Source organism: Paenibacillus sp. B1-35 (genome assembly GCF_050474385.1).
GTDB classification, from domain to species: Bacteria; Bacillota; Bacilli; order Paenibacillales; family Paenibacillaceae; genus Paenibacillus_B; species Paenibacillus_B alvei.
The window spans coordinates 472589-488650 of record NZ_JBCHVJ010000003.1; the positions used below are offsets into that span (position 1 = coordinate 472589).

Below are 16062 nucleotides of genomic sequence, written 5' to 3' on the forward strand. Positions count from 1 at the left end.
AGAGGAGCACGTCATTGGCGTAATGCATCAGGCAACATGGCAGCTTAGCTGCTGGCCCCTGTATCTAGGTGTCTGCTGGATATTGCGATAGATGACAATGTGTTCCCCTGGATCGAAGGATCGGGGGTTTTTTGCTGTATAAGCAAGCATTTCATAACCATAAGCGCTTATACACGACAGCAATGCAATTTGATGTAAATGCACAGCACGAATGTATATCACGAATTCAGTCACATGAAGAGGTACAGCTTAGGTATATGCAAGTGCTCATTGACAACCGATACCCGCAGGGGAGTATAACTTTAGGCAATTGCAACTTGTCACGCAATTTCGTTACGCATGGTGGCGAATGGAACCGCTTTACGCTTGCACATTTGGTACAGAGGTAAGACGAGGAAAGAATGACGCGAGGGAGAGATAAAACATGAACAAATGGTTGAACAAATCGGTTGCGGCGCTGCTGGCGCTTATGCTGACAGTAGGACTTGCGGCTTGCGGCAACAAGGATGCGGCTAAACCCGCTGAAAATACGGCTGCTCAGCAAGAGACCAACAACACTGCCTCTGAACAACCGAAGCAGGATGATCTGAAAACGAAATATCCACTGACTGTTAAAGATGCAACAGGCGAAGAATTTACCTTCGAAAAAGCGCCTGAACGTATAGTGTCTGTATCTCCAGCAGAGACAGAGTCCTTGTTCGCACTTGGATTGGATGCTCAAATCGTTGGTGTTTCTGATTTTGATGATTATCCGGAAGCAGCGAAGTCCAAAGAGAAAATGGGCGGCATTACGAAGCCGAATGAAGAGGCAATTATTAAAGCCAAGCCGGACATCGTGTTCACAGGCATCTCCATGAAGGAGCCAGTTGTGAAAAAGTTCCGCGAGCTTGGAATTAAAATATTCAAGGTCGAGCCAAAAACGTACGATGATGTGATTACCAATATCGAATTGTATGGTCAAATTACAGACCATCAAGCGGAAGCGAAGACAGTCGTTGACAACATGAAGCAAGTGCGTGATGACGTAAAGAATGCGGTCCAAAGCGCGGAGAAGAAGAAGGTCTACATTGAATTCTCCCCAGGCTGGACAGTAGGCAGCGGCGAGTTCATGAACGAGCTGATTGAAATGGCGGGCGGCACAAACGTTGCGGCTGATTCAGCTGGCTGGATTCAAATTAACGAAGAAAATATTATTAAATCCAATCCGGATGTAATCATGTTCACACAAGGTGTAGTGGATTCCGAGACGAACAAGTCCTTGGAAGAAATTATTCGTGGACGCAGCGGTTGGAACAATATCAATGCAATTAAGAACAATCAAGTAATTGGTGTGGATCAGAACCTGATCAGCCGTCCGGGACCACGTGTTGCTGACGGATTGAAGGCTGTTGCGAAGGCGATTCATCCGGACTTGGTGAAATAATCGTCGTGGAGAGAACGATGAATAAAATGGTTGGGTATGGAGGAGCGGGTATTGCGCTTCTCCTTTTGTCCGTTGTGGGATGTTTGGCTGTAGGGTCAGTACGAATGCCAATGGGAGAAATTGCACAAATTCTGCTCCATCATATTCCGGGCATGGATCAAGTAATTCCGGTTACATGGGATGATGCCTCTGCGCAAATTATGATGAAGGTACGCTTCCCTCGTGTTCTGCTGGCTCTGCTCGTCGGAGCGGCACTCGGTGTAGCGGGAACTGCATTTCAAGGGGTATTGCGCAATCCACTGGCAGACCCGTATACATTAGGGGTATCTTCTGGCGCTTCTGTGGGAGCCGCTTTGCTTATTTACTTTGGCCTGCAATATGCACTGTTCGGCGAATGGACTATACCTGTCGTCGCATTCGCAACAGGGGTGGCAACCTTGATGGTGGTCATCAAGCTTGCCAGTGAGCAGGGCAAGATTCCGATCGAGACGCTTATTTTATCCGGGGTAGTGATGCAAGCCTTTCTTGGCTCAATTGTATCGTTTCTTGTGGCAATGACGAATCAGACGATCAATGAAATTTTATTTTGGGTAATGGGAAGCTTGGCGATGCGCGGCTGGTCCTATACGCTTGTCCTTGCTCCCTATTTGGCAGTCGGCATCGTAATTCTTATTGTATACGCAAGACCATTGAATTTGCTTGCACTAGGCGAGCGGCAAGCCTCCCATCTCGGACTTCATGTGGAACGAACGAAATGGGCAGTGCTGCTGACGGCGACAATGATTACAGCAGCGGCCGTGTCCGTCTCTGGCGTCATTGGATTTGTCGGCCTAGTCGTGCCGCATCTGCTGCGCTTGATTGTTGGCCCAGACTATCGATATTTGATACCGCTCTCAGCAATTGGGGGAGCCATTTATGTCATGTGGGCGGATACAATTGCCCGCACGGCTTTTGCGCCGACGGAAATTCCGCTGGGGGTTGTAACGGCGTTCCTGGGTGCGCCATTCTTCGCCTACTTGCTTATGCGCAATAAGCGAGCGAAACGGGGGAAATGGTCATGACACAAAGAGGAAAACATTTGCCGCTAAGGGATTTGGGGTTGGCAGAGAGCAGCAATCCCGCTAACGAACTGGTTAAAGACACGATCATTGAAGTTCAAGGATTGAGCAAGCACTATGGCGAGAAGCATGTTCTTCATGATGTAGAGCTTCGTGTGCAAGCTGGTGAATGGGTCGGCATTATCGGTCCGAACGGCAGCGGCAAATCCACGCTCCTATCCTTATTGTCTGGAGCCGATCGTCCGACGTCAGGCTCGATCCAGGTGAATGGACAGGCGCTGGCTTCCTACAAACGAAGAGCATTGTCCCAACTGATGGCTGTATTGCAGCAGGAAGCTCTGCCGCCACTTGGCTTTACCGTCCGTGAGGTGGTTGAAATGGGACGCTTCCCTTTTCAGTCCTGGCTCGGATCAGAGTCCGAGGACAGCGGAGCGCTCGTAGACCGAATTATGGAGCGGCTGCAACTGACAGAGCTGGCCGATTATCCGCTCGATCGGATTAGCGGCGGTCAGCGTCAGCGCACGGCTTTGGCCAAGCTGATGGTGCAATCGCCCAGCATCGTGCTTTTGGATGAGCCGACAACCTATCTGGATATCCATTATCAGGTGCAATTTATGGATATTGTTCGGGATTGGCAGAAGGATTGCGGCTTGACAATCGTATCTGTGCTCCATGACTTGAATTTGGCTTCTTTATACTGTGATCGGCTTGTTGTAATCCATGACGGAGGGATTGCTGCCCAAGGCACGCCCGATGAATTGATGAATCCGGAGCTGCTGTCGCGGATCTTTGCCACCGACACGACGATCGTGCCGCATCCTGATACAGGACGTCCGCAGGTGTTAATTCGCCCAAGTCATGGATGATAGATGGGACAGCACAACTTATTATGATTTTGCAATAACGCAATTACTAGCTTTACAATTTGAAATAGGTAACGATTTAACGTAAGCAAGGCATGTTGAGCTGATGTTTTTGGAGATAAGCAAGAGCAGCGGAAAGCGCTGACAGTATGGCATTGAATCTGACAACGGAGATGAGCAGCATGAATGAACGATTGAAGCAACTGATCGCACAAATTAAACCGCTGGACGAGGAGGCAATTCAATCTGCCATCCAGCATCAAAATCAATTGACAAAGCCGCCGGGAAGCTTGGGCGTGCTGGAACACATAGCTGTGCAGGCTGCGGGCATTACAGGAGAGGTTAAGCCGCAATTCGAGAAGAAGGCAGTTATTGTCATGGCTGGCGATCATGGGGTGTGCGACGAAGGCGTAAGTGCATTTCCATCTGAAGTGACGCCGCAAATGGTGTTCAATTTTCTGCGTGGAGGGGCTGCAGTCAATGTCCTGTCTCGCGAAGCAGGAGCCGATGTGATCTGTGTCGATATCGGTGTGAATGCCGACTTGAGTGATCCAAAGCTGGTATCGCGCAAGGTCCGGAAAGGAACAGCGAACATGGCAAAGGGCCCAGCGATGTCACGCGAAGAAGCATTATCTGCGATTCTAGTTGGTGTTGATATTGTAGAACAGTACGTCCGCGATGGATACCGTTTATTCTCGACGGGAGAAATGGGAATTGGGAATACAACGGCGAGTGCGGCGATGCTGTGCGCCTTCACCGGCATGCAGCCTGAAGATGCAGTAGGGCACGGAACTGGCATCGGTGATGAACAGTGGAAACATAAATGCAATGTAGTACGGCAAGCGCTTGAGATAAATAAACCGAACCAAGAGGATGCTCTCGATGTGATTGCGAAGGTAGGCGGCTTGGAAATTGCCGGTCTGACGGGGGTTATTCTTGCAGCTGCGGCCAACCGGGTTCCGGTTGTCGTGGATGGATTTATTTCCAGTGCAGCCGCGCTGGCGGCAGTTCGGTTGGCTCCGGCGGTACAGCCTTATCTCATTGGTTCACATTTGTCAGAGGAGCGGGGACATAGAGCCCTTTTGTCTGAGCTGAAGTTGAACCCTTGCTTGCATGTACAGATGCGACTCGGGGAAGGAACCGGCGGAGTGCTTATGTTCCAACTGATTGACGCAGCCATGCGGATTATGCGGGAAATGGCTACATTTGCAGAGGCGGGTGTAACGAATAAGGAATGACCGCTGTAGAAATGACGGAGTCGCTAATACAAGTGATTGATAGGTATTGCTGATATAGTCACTAATAGAAATACAGAATTAACAGATAGTAAGAAATGGCCGTTAGCAGGTATACAGCGGGCAGTTTACGTGATGATCTGACCTGATATAGCAAGTATTATGAAGCAAGGATGAGTGAGAATGGGGAAAATTGTACTCGTAACAGGCGGGGCACGCAGTGGCAAGAGTACGTTCGCTGAGCAATTATTCATGAGGCTGTCCCCGAACGGCGGTATCTATGCTGCTACTGCTGAAGCTCATGATGAAGAAATGATGGAGCGTATTCGGCTGCACCGGGCGAGCCGTGAAGCATCTGACTATGGATGGGCCACTGTCAATCAGCCGCTTGATTTGCCGACATGGCTAAGCCAAGCAGAGCAGCCGGCTGTGCTTGTCGATTGCTTGACGATCTGGTTGTCCAATGAGCTTTTGCGAGCCGAGCAGGAAGATGAGGCACATATGGAGGAGCAGTTGGAAAGCTGTATTCGCAGTATGCAGCAGGTGCTTCATACGATTCAAGGACGAGAGGGTATCGTCGTCATGGTCACGAACGAGGTCGGCAGCGGCGTCGTTCCTGCCTACAAGCTCGGGCGTATATTCCGCGATGCAGCAGGGCGGCTCAATCAGCGTATGGCTGCACTTGCCGATGAAGTATATTTGGTAACTGCGGGGATTCCGATCGAGCTTAAGAGCAGGATGGTAGAGCTATGAAGCAGTATGCACATGCGTTAATAGCGGCCATGCAATTCCTTACTCGTATTCCGATTCCGAAGGAAGTGCCCTTTACGAACGAGGTGCTGAAGCGCAGCACCTTGTTCTTCCCCATTGCAGGCGGCGTTGTTGGACTGATCATATGGGGCGCAGGGGCGGGGCTGTCCCTGCTGCTGCCGACAGGGCCGGCTGCAGCGATGACATTGGCGCTGATGCTGGTAGTAACGGGCGGACTGCATATGGACGGACTGATGGATACAGCAGACGGCATATTCAGCAGCCGCTCCCGCGAGCGCATGCTTGAAATTATGAAGGACAGTCGGGTCGGAGCGATGGGTGTTATCGCTTGTGTCTTGATGCTGCTGCTGAAATGGTCACTGCTCATGATTCTATTTGATGCAAATGTATGGCATATATGGATTGTCATTCCCTTTATTTGGTCTCGTGCAGCAATGGTATGGGCGATGACGAATGAACCGTATGCACGGGCTGAATCCGGGCTCGGCAGTTATTTCCAAGGGCTCACCCAGAAGCACGTGAGTGCTTCCTATGGATGTGCATGGGTGTTGACCGCTGCGGCTGTGGCTTTCATGATGCTTCCGATTCAGGTTAGCCCTCTGATGACAGTGCCGGCAGGAATTATTCCGGGATGGCCTTGGTGGCTGCTTATCGCTTCGCCGCTGCTTGGAATCGTCTCTGCATGGGGCATATCACGCTATTTGTCAAAGAAGCTGGGCGGTCTGACAGGCGATACCTATGGCGCATTGAATGAATGTACGGAAATGGTGTTCCTGCTGCTGCTCGTGGTCTTGTGCGGGATGAAAGGATGAACAAGGGATGGATGAACAGTTGAAGAAAACGATGCCGGCTCAGGGCGTTGGAACGTCGGATCAGGAGTTCGTTCGCGGTCGGACAATTATGCTGCAAGGAACGGCCTCTGATGTTGGCAAAAGTGTAGTGACCACAGCGCTGTGCCGTATCCTCAAGCAGGATGGCTACAAGGTGGCACCGTTCAAATCGCAAAATATGGCGCTGAATTCTTATGTTACGCCAGACGGCAAGGAAATTGGACGCGCCCAAGGCGTACAGGCCGAGGCGTGCGGCGTCATGGCTACGACTGATATGAACCCGGTGCTGCTAAAGCCTATGAAGGAGATGAGCGCGCAGGTTGTCGTACATGGCAAGCCGTATCAGAACTTGAACGCTCGCGATTATCGCACAGGCTTCCTGCCGGAGGCGAAGCGCATCGTTGTTGAGGCGGTCAATCGGCTTCGGTCTGAATACGATATTGTCGTGATGGAGGGAGCAGGGAGTCCTGCCGAGATTAACCTCAAGCAGAACGATATTGTGAATATGAACATGGCAGGGTGGGCAGATGCGCCTGTTATTCTTGTAGCGGATATCGATCGCGGCGGTGTCTTCGCATCTATTGTCGGCACGCTTGAGCTGCTCGAGCCGCACGAACGAGAACGCGTTCGCGGCTTTATTATTAATAAATTTCGCGGAGATGTCACGCTTCTGCAGCCAGGACTGGATTGGCTGGAGGAACGGACAGGAAAACCGGTGCTTGGTGTGCTTCCATATGCCAACGATCTCGACATTGAGGCTGAAGACTCGGTTGCGCTGGAGCAGTGGAAGGGCAAGATAGAGCCGGACAATGATCTCGACATCGCGGTGATAGCACTGCCTCACATCTCTAACTTTACAGATATCGATCCGCTTGTTGCGGAACCGGATGTACGCGTTCGCTATGTACGAAAGCCGGAGGAACTGGGTGCCCCTGATGCAATTGTCATTCCTGGCACGAAAAGCACGATGACTGACCTCAAATGGCTGCGCAGTACAGGCTTAGCGGAGTCTATCCAGGCTTTCGCTTCAACCAGCAAGATTGCCGTTGTCGGCATCTGCGGCGGATACCAAATGCTTGGGCACAGCTTGTCCGATCCGGCAGGGGCAGAAGCTGAGGCGGGTTCCGTAATGGACGGATTGGGACTGCTGCCGCTTGCTACCGAATTTGCAGCCGATAAGCGCACGGAACGGGTATCCGGTACGGTTTGTGCTTCACAATTAGAAGGAACCCCACTATACAAGCACCCGGTTGAGGGGTATGAGATTCATATGGGACGCTCCACATTCATGGCACAGGTATCTGCTGATATGGGAGCTGAGCCGCTGTTTTTGTTAGAAGGCGATCGCGGAACAGATGGTTGTGTGACAGCTTCAGGACAGGTACTAGGCACTTATTTGCATGGCGTCTTCCATAATGATGAGTTTCGCAGAGGCTGGTTGAACCGTCTTCGTCAGGTCAAAGGGATGGAGCATCTACCGACGGCACTGAACTATAATGCCAAGCGTGAAGAGGCATTCGATCGGCTGGCTGACCTGGTGCGGAACAGCTTGAATATGGACGCGCTTTATCAAATACTTCAACTGGATCACCACAGATCTGATCATTAGCAGGCTGGAACAGGAACGGATGCGAAAAAGAATCAAGGATGCAGGCGCAAGGGGAACGGCTTGAATTTGAAATGATTTCCCTATCGCCTTCTGCTCTTGCCTCGGCGTACTATAGACATTACAATCAAGGGAGTTCGGACATGGGCCGGAGTCCTTCTTTTTTTGCCTTAAGGTCGAATTTACGGTTGATTCAGGTGAAGGATCAATCCTCCTTGCGCTATACTGCAAAGGAGAAGGACGTTTCGTGGCTTCCATAATCGGGTAATGAATTTATTACGATGCGCTTTTATAAGTGCTGTACAGATGCTGTTACAGGTGCTGATTGCGGCTGGATACCTGATGCCCACAATCATCAGCAATGCTGCTGTATAGCTGCTTAGCAGGCGAGAGAGGATTTGCGTGTATGCTTACGATACTGATTGCTATTTTCACGATCCAAATCGTATATGTCTCCTTTTTTACGCTGCGGATGATTTTGACGTTGAAGGGGCAGCGCTATTTAGCTGCTATGATCAGTACAGTAGAAATTATCATTTACGTGCTTGGCTTGAACATGGTGCTTAAATATTTGAACGAGCCGATTAGCCTTATTGTATATGCGGCCGGTTACGGAATAGGTGTACTTGTGGGATCCTGGATCGAGGATAAGATAGCACTGGGATATGTCGTACTGAAAGTTATCGTTAATAATCCGGAGAGTGAGCTGCCAAATTATTTGCGCGACCACGGCTATGGGGTTACAACATGGATCGGCAGCGGCCGGGATGGAGATCGCTTGATGCTCGAGGTGCTGTCGCGGCGTAAAAATCGAACCAAGCTGCAAGGCTCGATATTGGATATTGAGCCTAAGGCATTTATTATTACCTCTGAACCGTCACAGCTGCATGGCGGCTTCTGGACCAAGGTGACGCGGCGCTAAGGCGCTGCGCGCCTTTTTTTCATTTTTCGTAAAATTATGCATGAAAAGAACCTCAATGAAGAGGTCAATTACGGTTCACTTCATAATTTTCCTTGTTCTTATTGATATAAAGAAAGACGCTCCCAAAAACGCTCAACAATAGTGTGAAATATAACAGAATATCAGGTGAATATTTGATTGAAACAATTTCAAGCAAATGGAGTGCAATCAATAGAATAACACCTGCATACAACATATTAAACAGCATACTATTTGTTTTATGCGTAATTTCCCTACCTCTTTCATCCTTTGCTTCCTCACTTGATTTGAATTTCAATGATACATCTGGCTAAGAAATATCACAACAATGAATACAATCTTCAACAATAACATTTTTACACCCGCTCCTTATAATCAAAGACTTCGGTTAATGTCCTGTCAAAAGCATTTGCAATTTTGAAGGCAAGAATAAGAGAAGGATTATATTTGTTTTTTTCAAGGGTTGCAATGGTTTGACGGCTAACGCCAACCCGCTTTGCAAGCTCTTCTTGTGTCCATCCCTTTTCTGCTCGGTAAACAACTAACTTGTTTTGTAACAATAGCACCACCTCTAATTATGAGTGTAAATTATTTCTTACAATTCGTAAAGTATTTTTTACAATTGGAGACGGCATAACCATTTTTTTAGATTGCAGCCTTTATTTCATTATGGGGAATATTGTTCATTAAATAATGCTTGGTTATGTGGAGTTAATCTGTCTTTATGGCGGGGTACATTGGGTATATTGCATAGTAGAAATGAAGACAATAAAACCATCCTTTTTGAAAGGGCGGTTTTTCGTTGTTTCCGTACTTCTGACGCGGGGTAAGTAATATATATAAGACTATCTTATATGTATGATTTTCACATATTTTAAGAAAAGGTTTTTACATAAGATTTTACACGAAAAAATATGTATGTAATAATAAACATAGCTGTTTTTATTGTTTTCATAGATGATAAATTTATTATCTAATCTTATAAAAGAGGTGAGCGATGCATGATTCAATTCCAGCATGTGAACAAGGTGTATGAGGATGGCTTTCAGGCGTTGAAAGACATCAACCTTGAGTTCAAGAAAGGAGAACTGACCGTTCTTATTGGACCAAGCGGCTGCGGAAAGTCGACGACAATGAAGATGATTAATCGTCTGATGACTCCTTCAAACGGCACCATTCTCATTGACGGCAAAGACGTGTCGTCGCATAACCCCGTAGAGCTACGCCGCAACATTGGTTATGTTATTCAAAATATCGGGCTATTCCCCCATATGACGATCGGCAATAACATTGCTGTCGTTCCACGCTTGAACAAATGGGATAAAGATAAGATTGACGCCCGTATTGATGAGCTAATGCGCCTCGTTAACCTTGATCCGGAAATTTACCGCAATCGGTATCCAGCCGAATTGAGTGGCGGACAGCAGCAGCGTATTGGTGTTGCTCGCGCATTTGCAGCGGATCCAGATATTATTCTAATGGACGAACCGTTTAGTGCACTTGATCCTATTAGCCGTGAACAATTGCAGGATGAACTGATTCGATTACAGCAAGATTTTAATAAGACGATTATTTTCGTTACCCATGATATGGATGAGGCGATCAAGATTGCAGATACAATCGTGCTGATGAAGGATGGAGTGGTCGTGCAGACCGGTTCTCCAGAAAAGATTCTTCGCCATCCGGCGAATGATTTCGTTCGCACGTTCATCGGTCAAAAGAGATTGGAGAGCGAGTCTCCTATCGATATTCCAACCGTGGATGAGGTAATGGTGTCTACACCAGCGACGGCATTCCCGAATCGCGGTTTAGCGGAAGCCATCAAAATGATGGAGCATCGCAAGGTTGACTCCTTGTTCATCGTGGATCGTGCGAAGAAGCTCCAAGGCATTGTATCGATCTATAATGTACTCGATCAGTACGGTGAGGAAGGCAAAACCGTCAAAGATGTGATGAAGCCGATCGGCTATTCCGTTCCACCGGGAACGCCGCTGCCTGATGCCTTGAATATGATGAACGATCATCGCTTGACCAATCTGGCGGTGGTCGATGATACGGGGACATTTGTGGGACTCATTACGCGGGGAAGTGTCGTCAAGCATTTGTCCGAGGTATATCCAGCTGTCGTGGATAAGCTGGCGAAAGCTTATGCGGAGGAGGCCTGATGGATGATGAATGAATGGTGGACGTTCTTTCAGGAGCGAGGCGCAGACATAATCATGGCGCTTCGCGAGCATTTGGCGATTACGGCCGCTTCTGTACTGCTGGGTTGCTTGGCAGCAATCCCATTAGGAATCGTGCTTGTCTACAATCGCGTGAAGTGGGTGAACAGCATTGTGTTCTTTGCTGCGAACCTGTTGCAGACGATTCCAAGCCTTGCGCTGCTCGCGATTCTGATACCGCTGATGGGCATTGGGATGAAGCCGGCAATTATCGCCTTGTTTTTGTATTCTATAATGCCGATTCTGCGCAATACGTATGATGGCTTCGAGTCGGTCGATCGCGGCGTGCTGGAATCCGCACGGGGCATGGGATACGATACGATGCAGCGTATTCTTCGCATTCAGCTTCCTCTGGCGCTTCCTTATATCATGTCGGGCATTCGAATTACGACTGTGTACATTATCAGTTGGGCCACGTTAGCAGCACTTATCGGTGCAGGTGGTCTTGGACAGCTAATCGTATCCGGTCTTGGCGTAAATAAGCCGGAATTGATTGTCGCAGGAGCAGTTGGAGCCATTGTACTGGCATTTGTCATTGACGCATTGCTGGGCTGGATTGAGCGAGCACTGACACGCCGTTTCGGACGGACGAGCAGCATGACGGCATAAGTTATTGCCGTACGTGAACGGGGTGGACAGTCGGATAAAGGATAGAAGTGTAAGGCAGGATGTTCATCGCAGCGCTGAATGTGAGCGAATCAAGTAAAGCATTAAGTTGAATGAAACTCGGAACTCGGTTAGCTGGGATTTGAGCTGGATTTAGTTGAATCGTGATGAACACCTGTCCTGAATGTCTGAATGAAGGAGGGCGCACATATGAAGATGCGACAGAAATGGGCTGTTGGCGGAACAGCACTCATGGTTATGCTGGCATTGTTGTTGTCTGCTTGTGGAGCGGATAACCGGATCATTATCGGCACCCAGACATTTTCGGAAACCAAAATTATTGCGGAAATGTATAAAGCACTTATTGAAGATCGTACGAATATCAAGGTCAAGGTACTGCCGGATTTAGCGGCTAGTCCTGTAGTCATCAATGCGATGAAGAAGAATGAAGTACAGATGGCAACCTTGTACACGGGTGAGATCTTCAACAATCACTTTCCGGTGAAAGAGACGAAGAATCGCCAGGAGGTATTGAAGCAGGCTCAGCAGGGTTTTGATAAATATTTTGACTTCAAATGGTATGAGCCGCTTGGATTCGAGAATACGTATGCCTTTACGATCCAGAAAAAGCTGGCGGATGAGAAAGGATACAAGACGATATCGGATGTGGCCAAAGATGCAGGCAGCTTGAGGTTGGGCGTTGACACGACTTGGCTGGAGCGTGATGCGGATGGATATAAGGGCTTCCAGCGAACTTATGGCTTTGCCTTTGGCAAGGAATTTCCAATGGAGATGAGTCTGGTATATGAGGCTGTTGCCAACAACCAGGTGGATATTGTGCTTGCCTATTCCACCGATTCGCGCTTGAAAGCCTATAATTTAACAACGATTAAGGACGACAAGCAATTCTTCCCTCCTTATGATGCATCCCCGGTCATCCGCAAGGATGTGCTGGAAAAGCACCCAGAGCTGAATGACGTGATCGGGCTGCTCTTGGGTACGCTGGATGAGAAGACGATGATCGATCTCAATTATCAAGTGGATATTGAGAAAAAAAGCGAGCGTGAGGTTGCTGTCGATTATTTAACTAAGGTCGGCTTGCTAAAGAGCTAGGGAAGGAGGATACGAATGAGCAATTATGAGTGGTCAATCGCAGATTTATTGTCATATATGGGTAGAAACAGCGGTATGCTGTGGGAGTATTTTATTACACATGTGGTGATGGTGCTGGCAGGCATCGGTCTTGCACTCGCAATCGGAATCCCGCTTGGTGTGCTCTGTTCCCGGAATGAGAAGCTGGCTAAGTTCATCTTGGCAATAACCAGCATGCTGCAGGTTGTACCGAGCTTGGCGCTGCTGGTGCTGCTAATGCTCGTGTTCGGTCTCGGGACAACGACCGTTGTCGTTGGTCTGCTGCTTTACTCCTTGAATCCAATTGTTCGCAACACATATGTCGGCTTGAAGCAGGTGAACGGAAGCTATGTGGAAGCGGGACGCGGACTTGGCATGAGCTCGATGCAGCTCATGTTCAAGGTGAGATTCCCACTGGCGCTGCCTTATGTCATTTCAGGACTTCGCATTGCGGCCGTCATTGCAATCGGGGTTGCGACTATCGCGCCTCTCGTCGGCGGCGATGGATTGGGTAGAGAAATCTATTCTGGATTGAACGGGCAAAATCCGCTCCGCTTGTATGCGGGAGCGATTCCAGCGGCACTGCTGGCCATCGTTGCGGATATCATATTTGGAGTGATGCAGCGCAAGCTCAACTTTGCGCAGCGGACGTCTAGTTCAGGTTCTCGGCAGAGTGCCTCTTCTTCGAAGTAAAACTAGGCCACGGTGAATTCAAGAAATGAAATGCTGAGGGTGATCGAAAAAGGAGCATCGAATATATCGGTGCTTCTTTTTTTATTTTGCCGCATGTGAACGATACATGAATATCTTCTTGTTATTGTTACAATTTGGAATTAATGAGTTATACTTGAAACGAATCGAGCTGTTTTAAGGGCGAGCTTGTAAGCAGCGAGTCAGATCAACCGGAGGCAAGGGCGCCCCATATCAAAGATTTGATCGGGGGAAAGCAAAAATGGGACAAGCACTGATGCAATTATACGCATACGTACAGAATGCGAACCAAGAGCTTCAGGCGGTCGTCTATGATGAATTTCGCAAGCTTGTGTACGCCGACATTTATTCCATCGTTCAAGATCGCTCGTTAACGGAGGATGTCATTCAAGAAGCCTCGATGAAGGCATTGACGAATATCCACCATGTGCGGCATCCTGCCGCCATTCGTTCCTGGCTCAAGCAAGTTGCGCGCCACACCGCGTTCGATGTTCTTCGCAAAAATAAAAGCCACAATTTGAAAGCAGGCGAGTCCATGCTGCACACAGCCAACTCAACCCCGCTTGCCCAAACGGAACCGGACATATCGATTACAGTGGAAAATAAATTGCGGGATTCCTTATTGCATCAATCGATGAGTGAATTGAAATCCCATTACCAAGACCTGCTTCGTCTGCACTATTTTGAAAATAAATCGTATAAAGAGATCTCCAAGGAATTGCACTTGTCCGAGCAAGTGATCAGCCAACGGCTGGCTCGCGCACGAATCAAGCTTCGGCAGCAATTTTCGAAGAAGTGGTCTTAACTTTGCATTTCGAATTCTAAGTGACGGATTCTAATTGATAAATTTTTCGTTAGAAAAGAGCTTGTGTGTACGTCTTTATTTATAAGACCTTCAGTTCCGAATTCAAGGTCACTTTACATATCGAGAAAGGGGTAAAACCACGATGAAGAAAAAGTTTTCGATCGTAACGGTGCTAAGCCTCGTCCTGCTGCTCGTATTTCAAATGAGCGTGGTGTCTGCAGCCGAGGGCAGACTTTCAGAAGCGCTTCCAGCAATAACGCAAGAGGATGCATCATCACTGCATGCCGCGATTGATAATGCGGAGCCTATTACACAGCTCATGAAAGCCGCACCTGCAGATGGCTTAAATGGCGCCTTGCAGCATACGATTGATACTCCCGTGAATTTGAATGATGCCGCATCTATTCAGCCCCTGACAAGCTCTCTTCGCACATTGGCGGAGTCGGCCAGCTCGGTTACAACCGCCACTTATACCGGGGTTATACCGAAGGAAGGGGAAGCCGTCCATTTATATCCGATTTACGTGAAGCCGGGAGAAGTGCTGCAGGTACAGCTCGATCCGCCATTGTCGCCGCAGTTGAACTATGATCTGTATTTGTACGAATTCGATATGGCAACAGGCAATATCATTACGACGCCAATTGATCAATCGATTTACGGAACGTATATGAATAATTATGAGAACGGAACGCGCACATTATCTGAAAACGTGGGTACGAAAAACACGACGTCGGGTGATAAGGCTTATCTCGTCGAGGTACTCGCCAAGCAGGGCGGAAGCATCAATGATCCGTTTACCGTCACGCTGGCCGTCAGTTCGGAATATGACGCCTATGAGACGGATGAAAATGCATTTCACGCCTATGGATTTACAGTGAACACATCGGGGTCATCGTTGAACACGCGTTCGATCAGCTCTCCGATCGATAATGATTGGTTCGCGATAAATGTACCGGAAAATCGCAATTATGACGCTTTGAACTTAACACTGGATAATACCTCTATGAGCAAAGGATATAAGGTTGAAGTATACGGGGCATATGAAGGCAATCAAATGAGGCTGCTGTCATCTCCGACAGACAAAAATGTTCGAATAGGAACGGGTACATTCTATGTTCGTGTCTATACGACGGGCCAATATGATAATACCAATTACACGTTGACTGTTAGACCGGTACTGCGTGCAGACAAGATTTCCATTATCGGCTTTAATTCCAATGAAGGCCCGAATTCTTATCCGACTTACCAATACGGCAGACATTTCCGTGCAAAAGACACGCTCACGGTAAGCGGCAAGGTGACAACATCGGATAATTTTGCGGTCGCTAATGCGAAAGTGGATGTTCTATGGTTGAATAAGAATTGGACGGAAGGCAGCGGCAATCGTACCCGCACTGCTTCCGTGTATACGGATGCCAACGGAAACTTTACGGCTACATTAAGCCTGCCGGCTTCAACGGGAAGCATAATGGAATTTTTACCGGGACCTATTAATTTCACGCATTATTATGACTTGAGCGGCATTAACGTACAAGTGTCCGAACGTCCGAACGTAAGTGCAACGGATATTATCTATCACTTCGCTTACAGCTTGTACGGAGGAAGAGGTTAATTGTTCACGGATGAATGTGACGATTGATGGTGATGGTTAATTAGCGAGTGTTCTTCATTATTAGTCGCAAGCTGCTATAGCCTCCAATCTCGCCTAACTAGCGTGCTGGAGGCTTTGTTGTGTGGATGTACTTATGCTTTCTTACTGACTTGAGGATGAAATGTAAATCATTGGATACCGGTGGTCGATATATGTTGTAGAAGCCTGAAATTATCCAACATACCTATTCAGATGATAGAGCATACGTCG

15 protein-coding genes and 1 pseudogene are annotated in these 16062 nt (G+C 48.2%); 14 read left to right on the forward strand and 2 right to left on the reverse strand.

What is annotated here, in order from left to right; all coding sequences use genetic code 11:
* Positions 1–424 precede the first annotated feature (424 nt).
* The 8 genes from ACQ5BJ_RS13925 (at position 425) to ACQ5BJ_RS13960 (ending at position 8708) form a co-directional block, all read left to right on the forward strand.
* Positions 425–1423: an ABC transporter substrate-binding protein gene (locus ACQ5BJ_RS13925; protein ID WP_163978207.1), complete on the forward strand. Its 999-nt coding sequence runs from the start codon at positions 425–427 to the stop codon at positions 1421–1423.
* A 17-nt stretch (positions 1424–1440) separates the two neighbouring features.
* On the forward strand, positions 1441–2484 hold the full coding sequence (locus ACQ5BJ_RS13930) for a FecCD family ABC transporter permease (protein WP_430110492.1): 1044 nt from the start codon (positions 1441–1443) through the stop codon (positions 2482–2484).
* The gene (locus tag ACQ5BJ_RS13935; RefSeq protein ID WP_005548996.1) at positions 2481–3347 is read left to right on the forward strand and encodes an ABC transporter ATP-binding protein; all 867 of its coding nucleotides are present in this window, start codon (positions 2481–2483) and stop codon (positions 3345–3347) included. The genes ACQ5BJ_RS13930 and ACQ5BJ_RS13935 overlap by 4 nt, the downstream gene beginning before the upstream one ends.
* 179 nt (positions 3348–3526) lie before the next feature.
* Positions 3527–4582: a nicotinate-nucleotide--dimethylbenzimidazole phosphoribosyltransferase gene (gene cobT / locus ACQ5BJ_RS13940; RefSeq protein WP_268599789.1), complete on the forward strand. Its 1056-nt coding sequence runs from the start codon at positions 3527–3529 to the stop codon at positions 4580–4582.
* 180 nt (positions 4583–4762) lie between these two features.
* Positions 4763–5332 (forward strand): bifunctional adenosylcobinamide kinase/adenosylcobinamide-phosphate guanylyltransferase, encoded by a 570-nt coding sequence (gene cobU, locus ACQ5BJ_RS13945; protein ID WP_430110488.1) that lies wholly within the window; start codon positions 4763–4765, stop codon positions 5330–5332.
* Positions 5329–6162 carry an adenosylcobinamide-GDP ribazoletransferase gene (gene cobS / locus ACQ5BJ_RS13950; protein WP_289356296.1) on the forward strand — a complete coding sequence of 278 codons (834 nt, stop codon included), beginning with the start codon at positions 5329–5331 and terminating at the stop codon, positions 6160–6162. Before cobU ends, cobS begins: the two co-directional genes overlap by 4 nt.
* Positions 6163–6169: 7 nt before the next feature.
* A complete protein-coding gene (locus ACQ5BJ_RS13955) occupies positions 6170–7789 on the forward strand; it encodes a cobyric acid synthase (protein WP_268599788.1) in 1620 nt (539 codons plus the stop codon).
* Positions 7790–8192: 403 nt separating this feature from the next.
* Complete coding sequence (locus ACQ5BJ_RS13960; RefSeq protein WP_005548988.1) at positions 8193–8708, forward strand: DUF2179 domain-containing protein; 516 nt, start codon at positions 8193–8195, stop codon at positions 8706–8708.
* Positions 8709–8772: 64 nt separating this feature from the next.
* Here ACQ5BJ_RS13960 and ACQ5BJ_RS13965 read toward each other — a convergent pair.
* Together ACQ5BJ_RS13965 and ACQ5BJ_RS13970 are read right to left on the reverse strand one after the other, a co-directional pair.
* A pseudogene (locus ACQ5BJ_RS13965) lies at positions 8773–9080 on the reverse strand (hypothetical protein).
* 2 nt (positions 9081–9082) lie between these two features.
* Positions 9083–9286 (reverse strand): helix-turn-helix transcriptional regulator, encoded by a 204-nt coding sequence (locus ACQ5BJ_RS13970; RefSeq protein WP_197268788.1) that lies wholly within the window; start codon positions 9284–9286, stop codon positions 9083–9085.
* Between the two features lie 441 nt (positions 9287–9727).
* Between ACQ5BJ_RS13970 and ACQ5BJ_RS13975 the strand changes: the two genes are divergently transcribed.
* The 6 genes from ACQ5BJ_RS13975 to ACQ5BJ_RS14000 all read left to right on the forward strand — a co-directional run bounded on the left by ACQ5BJ_RS13975 (position 9728) and on the right by ACQ5BJ_RS14000 (position 15813).
* A complete protein-coding gene (locus tag ACQ5BJ_RS13975; RefSeq protein ID WP_005548983.1) occupies positions 9728–10891 on the forward strand; it encodes a betaine/proline/choline family ABC transporter ATP-binding protein in 1164 nt (387 codons plus the stop codon).
* Positions 10892–10897: 6 nt separating this feature from the next.
* The gene (locus tag ACQ5BJ_RS13980; protein WP_268593831.1) at positions 10898–11557 is read left to right on the forward strand and encodes an ABC transporter permease; all 660 of its coding nucleotides are present in this window, start codon (positions 10898–10900) and stop codon (positions 11555–11557) included.
* A 207-nt stretch (positions 11558–11764) separates the two neighbouring features.
* A complete protein-coding gene (locus ACQ5BJ_RS13985; protein ID WP_268599785.1) occupies positions 11765–12667 on the forward strand; it encodes a glycine betaine ABC transporter substrate-binding protein in 903 nt (300 codons plus the stop codon).
* 15 nt (positions 12668–12682) lie between these two features.
* Positions 12683–13378, forward strand: a complete 696-nt coding sequence (locus tag ACQ5BJ_RS13990; RefSeq protein WP_005548978.1) for an ABC transporter permease — start codon at positions 12683–12685, stop codon at positions 13376–13378.
* Positions 13379–13637: 259 nt separating this feature from the next.
* Positions 13638–14201, forward strand: a complete 564-nt coding sequence (locus ACQ5BJ_RS13995; protein ID WP_430110481.1) for an RNA polymerase sigma factor — start codon at positions 13638–13640, stop codon at positions 14199–14201.
* A 142-nt stretch (positions 14202–14343) separates the two neighbouring features.
* Positions 14344–15813 carry a carboxypeptidase-like regulatory domain-containing protein gene (locus ACQ5BJ_RS14000; protein WP_430110478.1) on the forward strand — a complete coding sequence of 490 codons (1470 nt, stop codon included), beginning with the start codon at positions 14344–14346 and terminating at the stop codon, positions 15811–15813.
* The last annotated feature ends 249 nt before the right edge of the window (positions 15814–16062 follow it).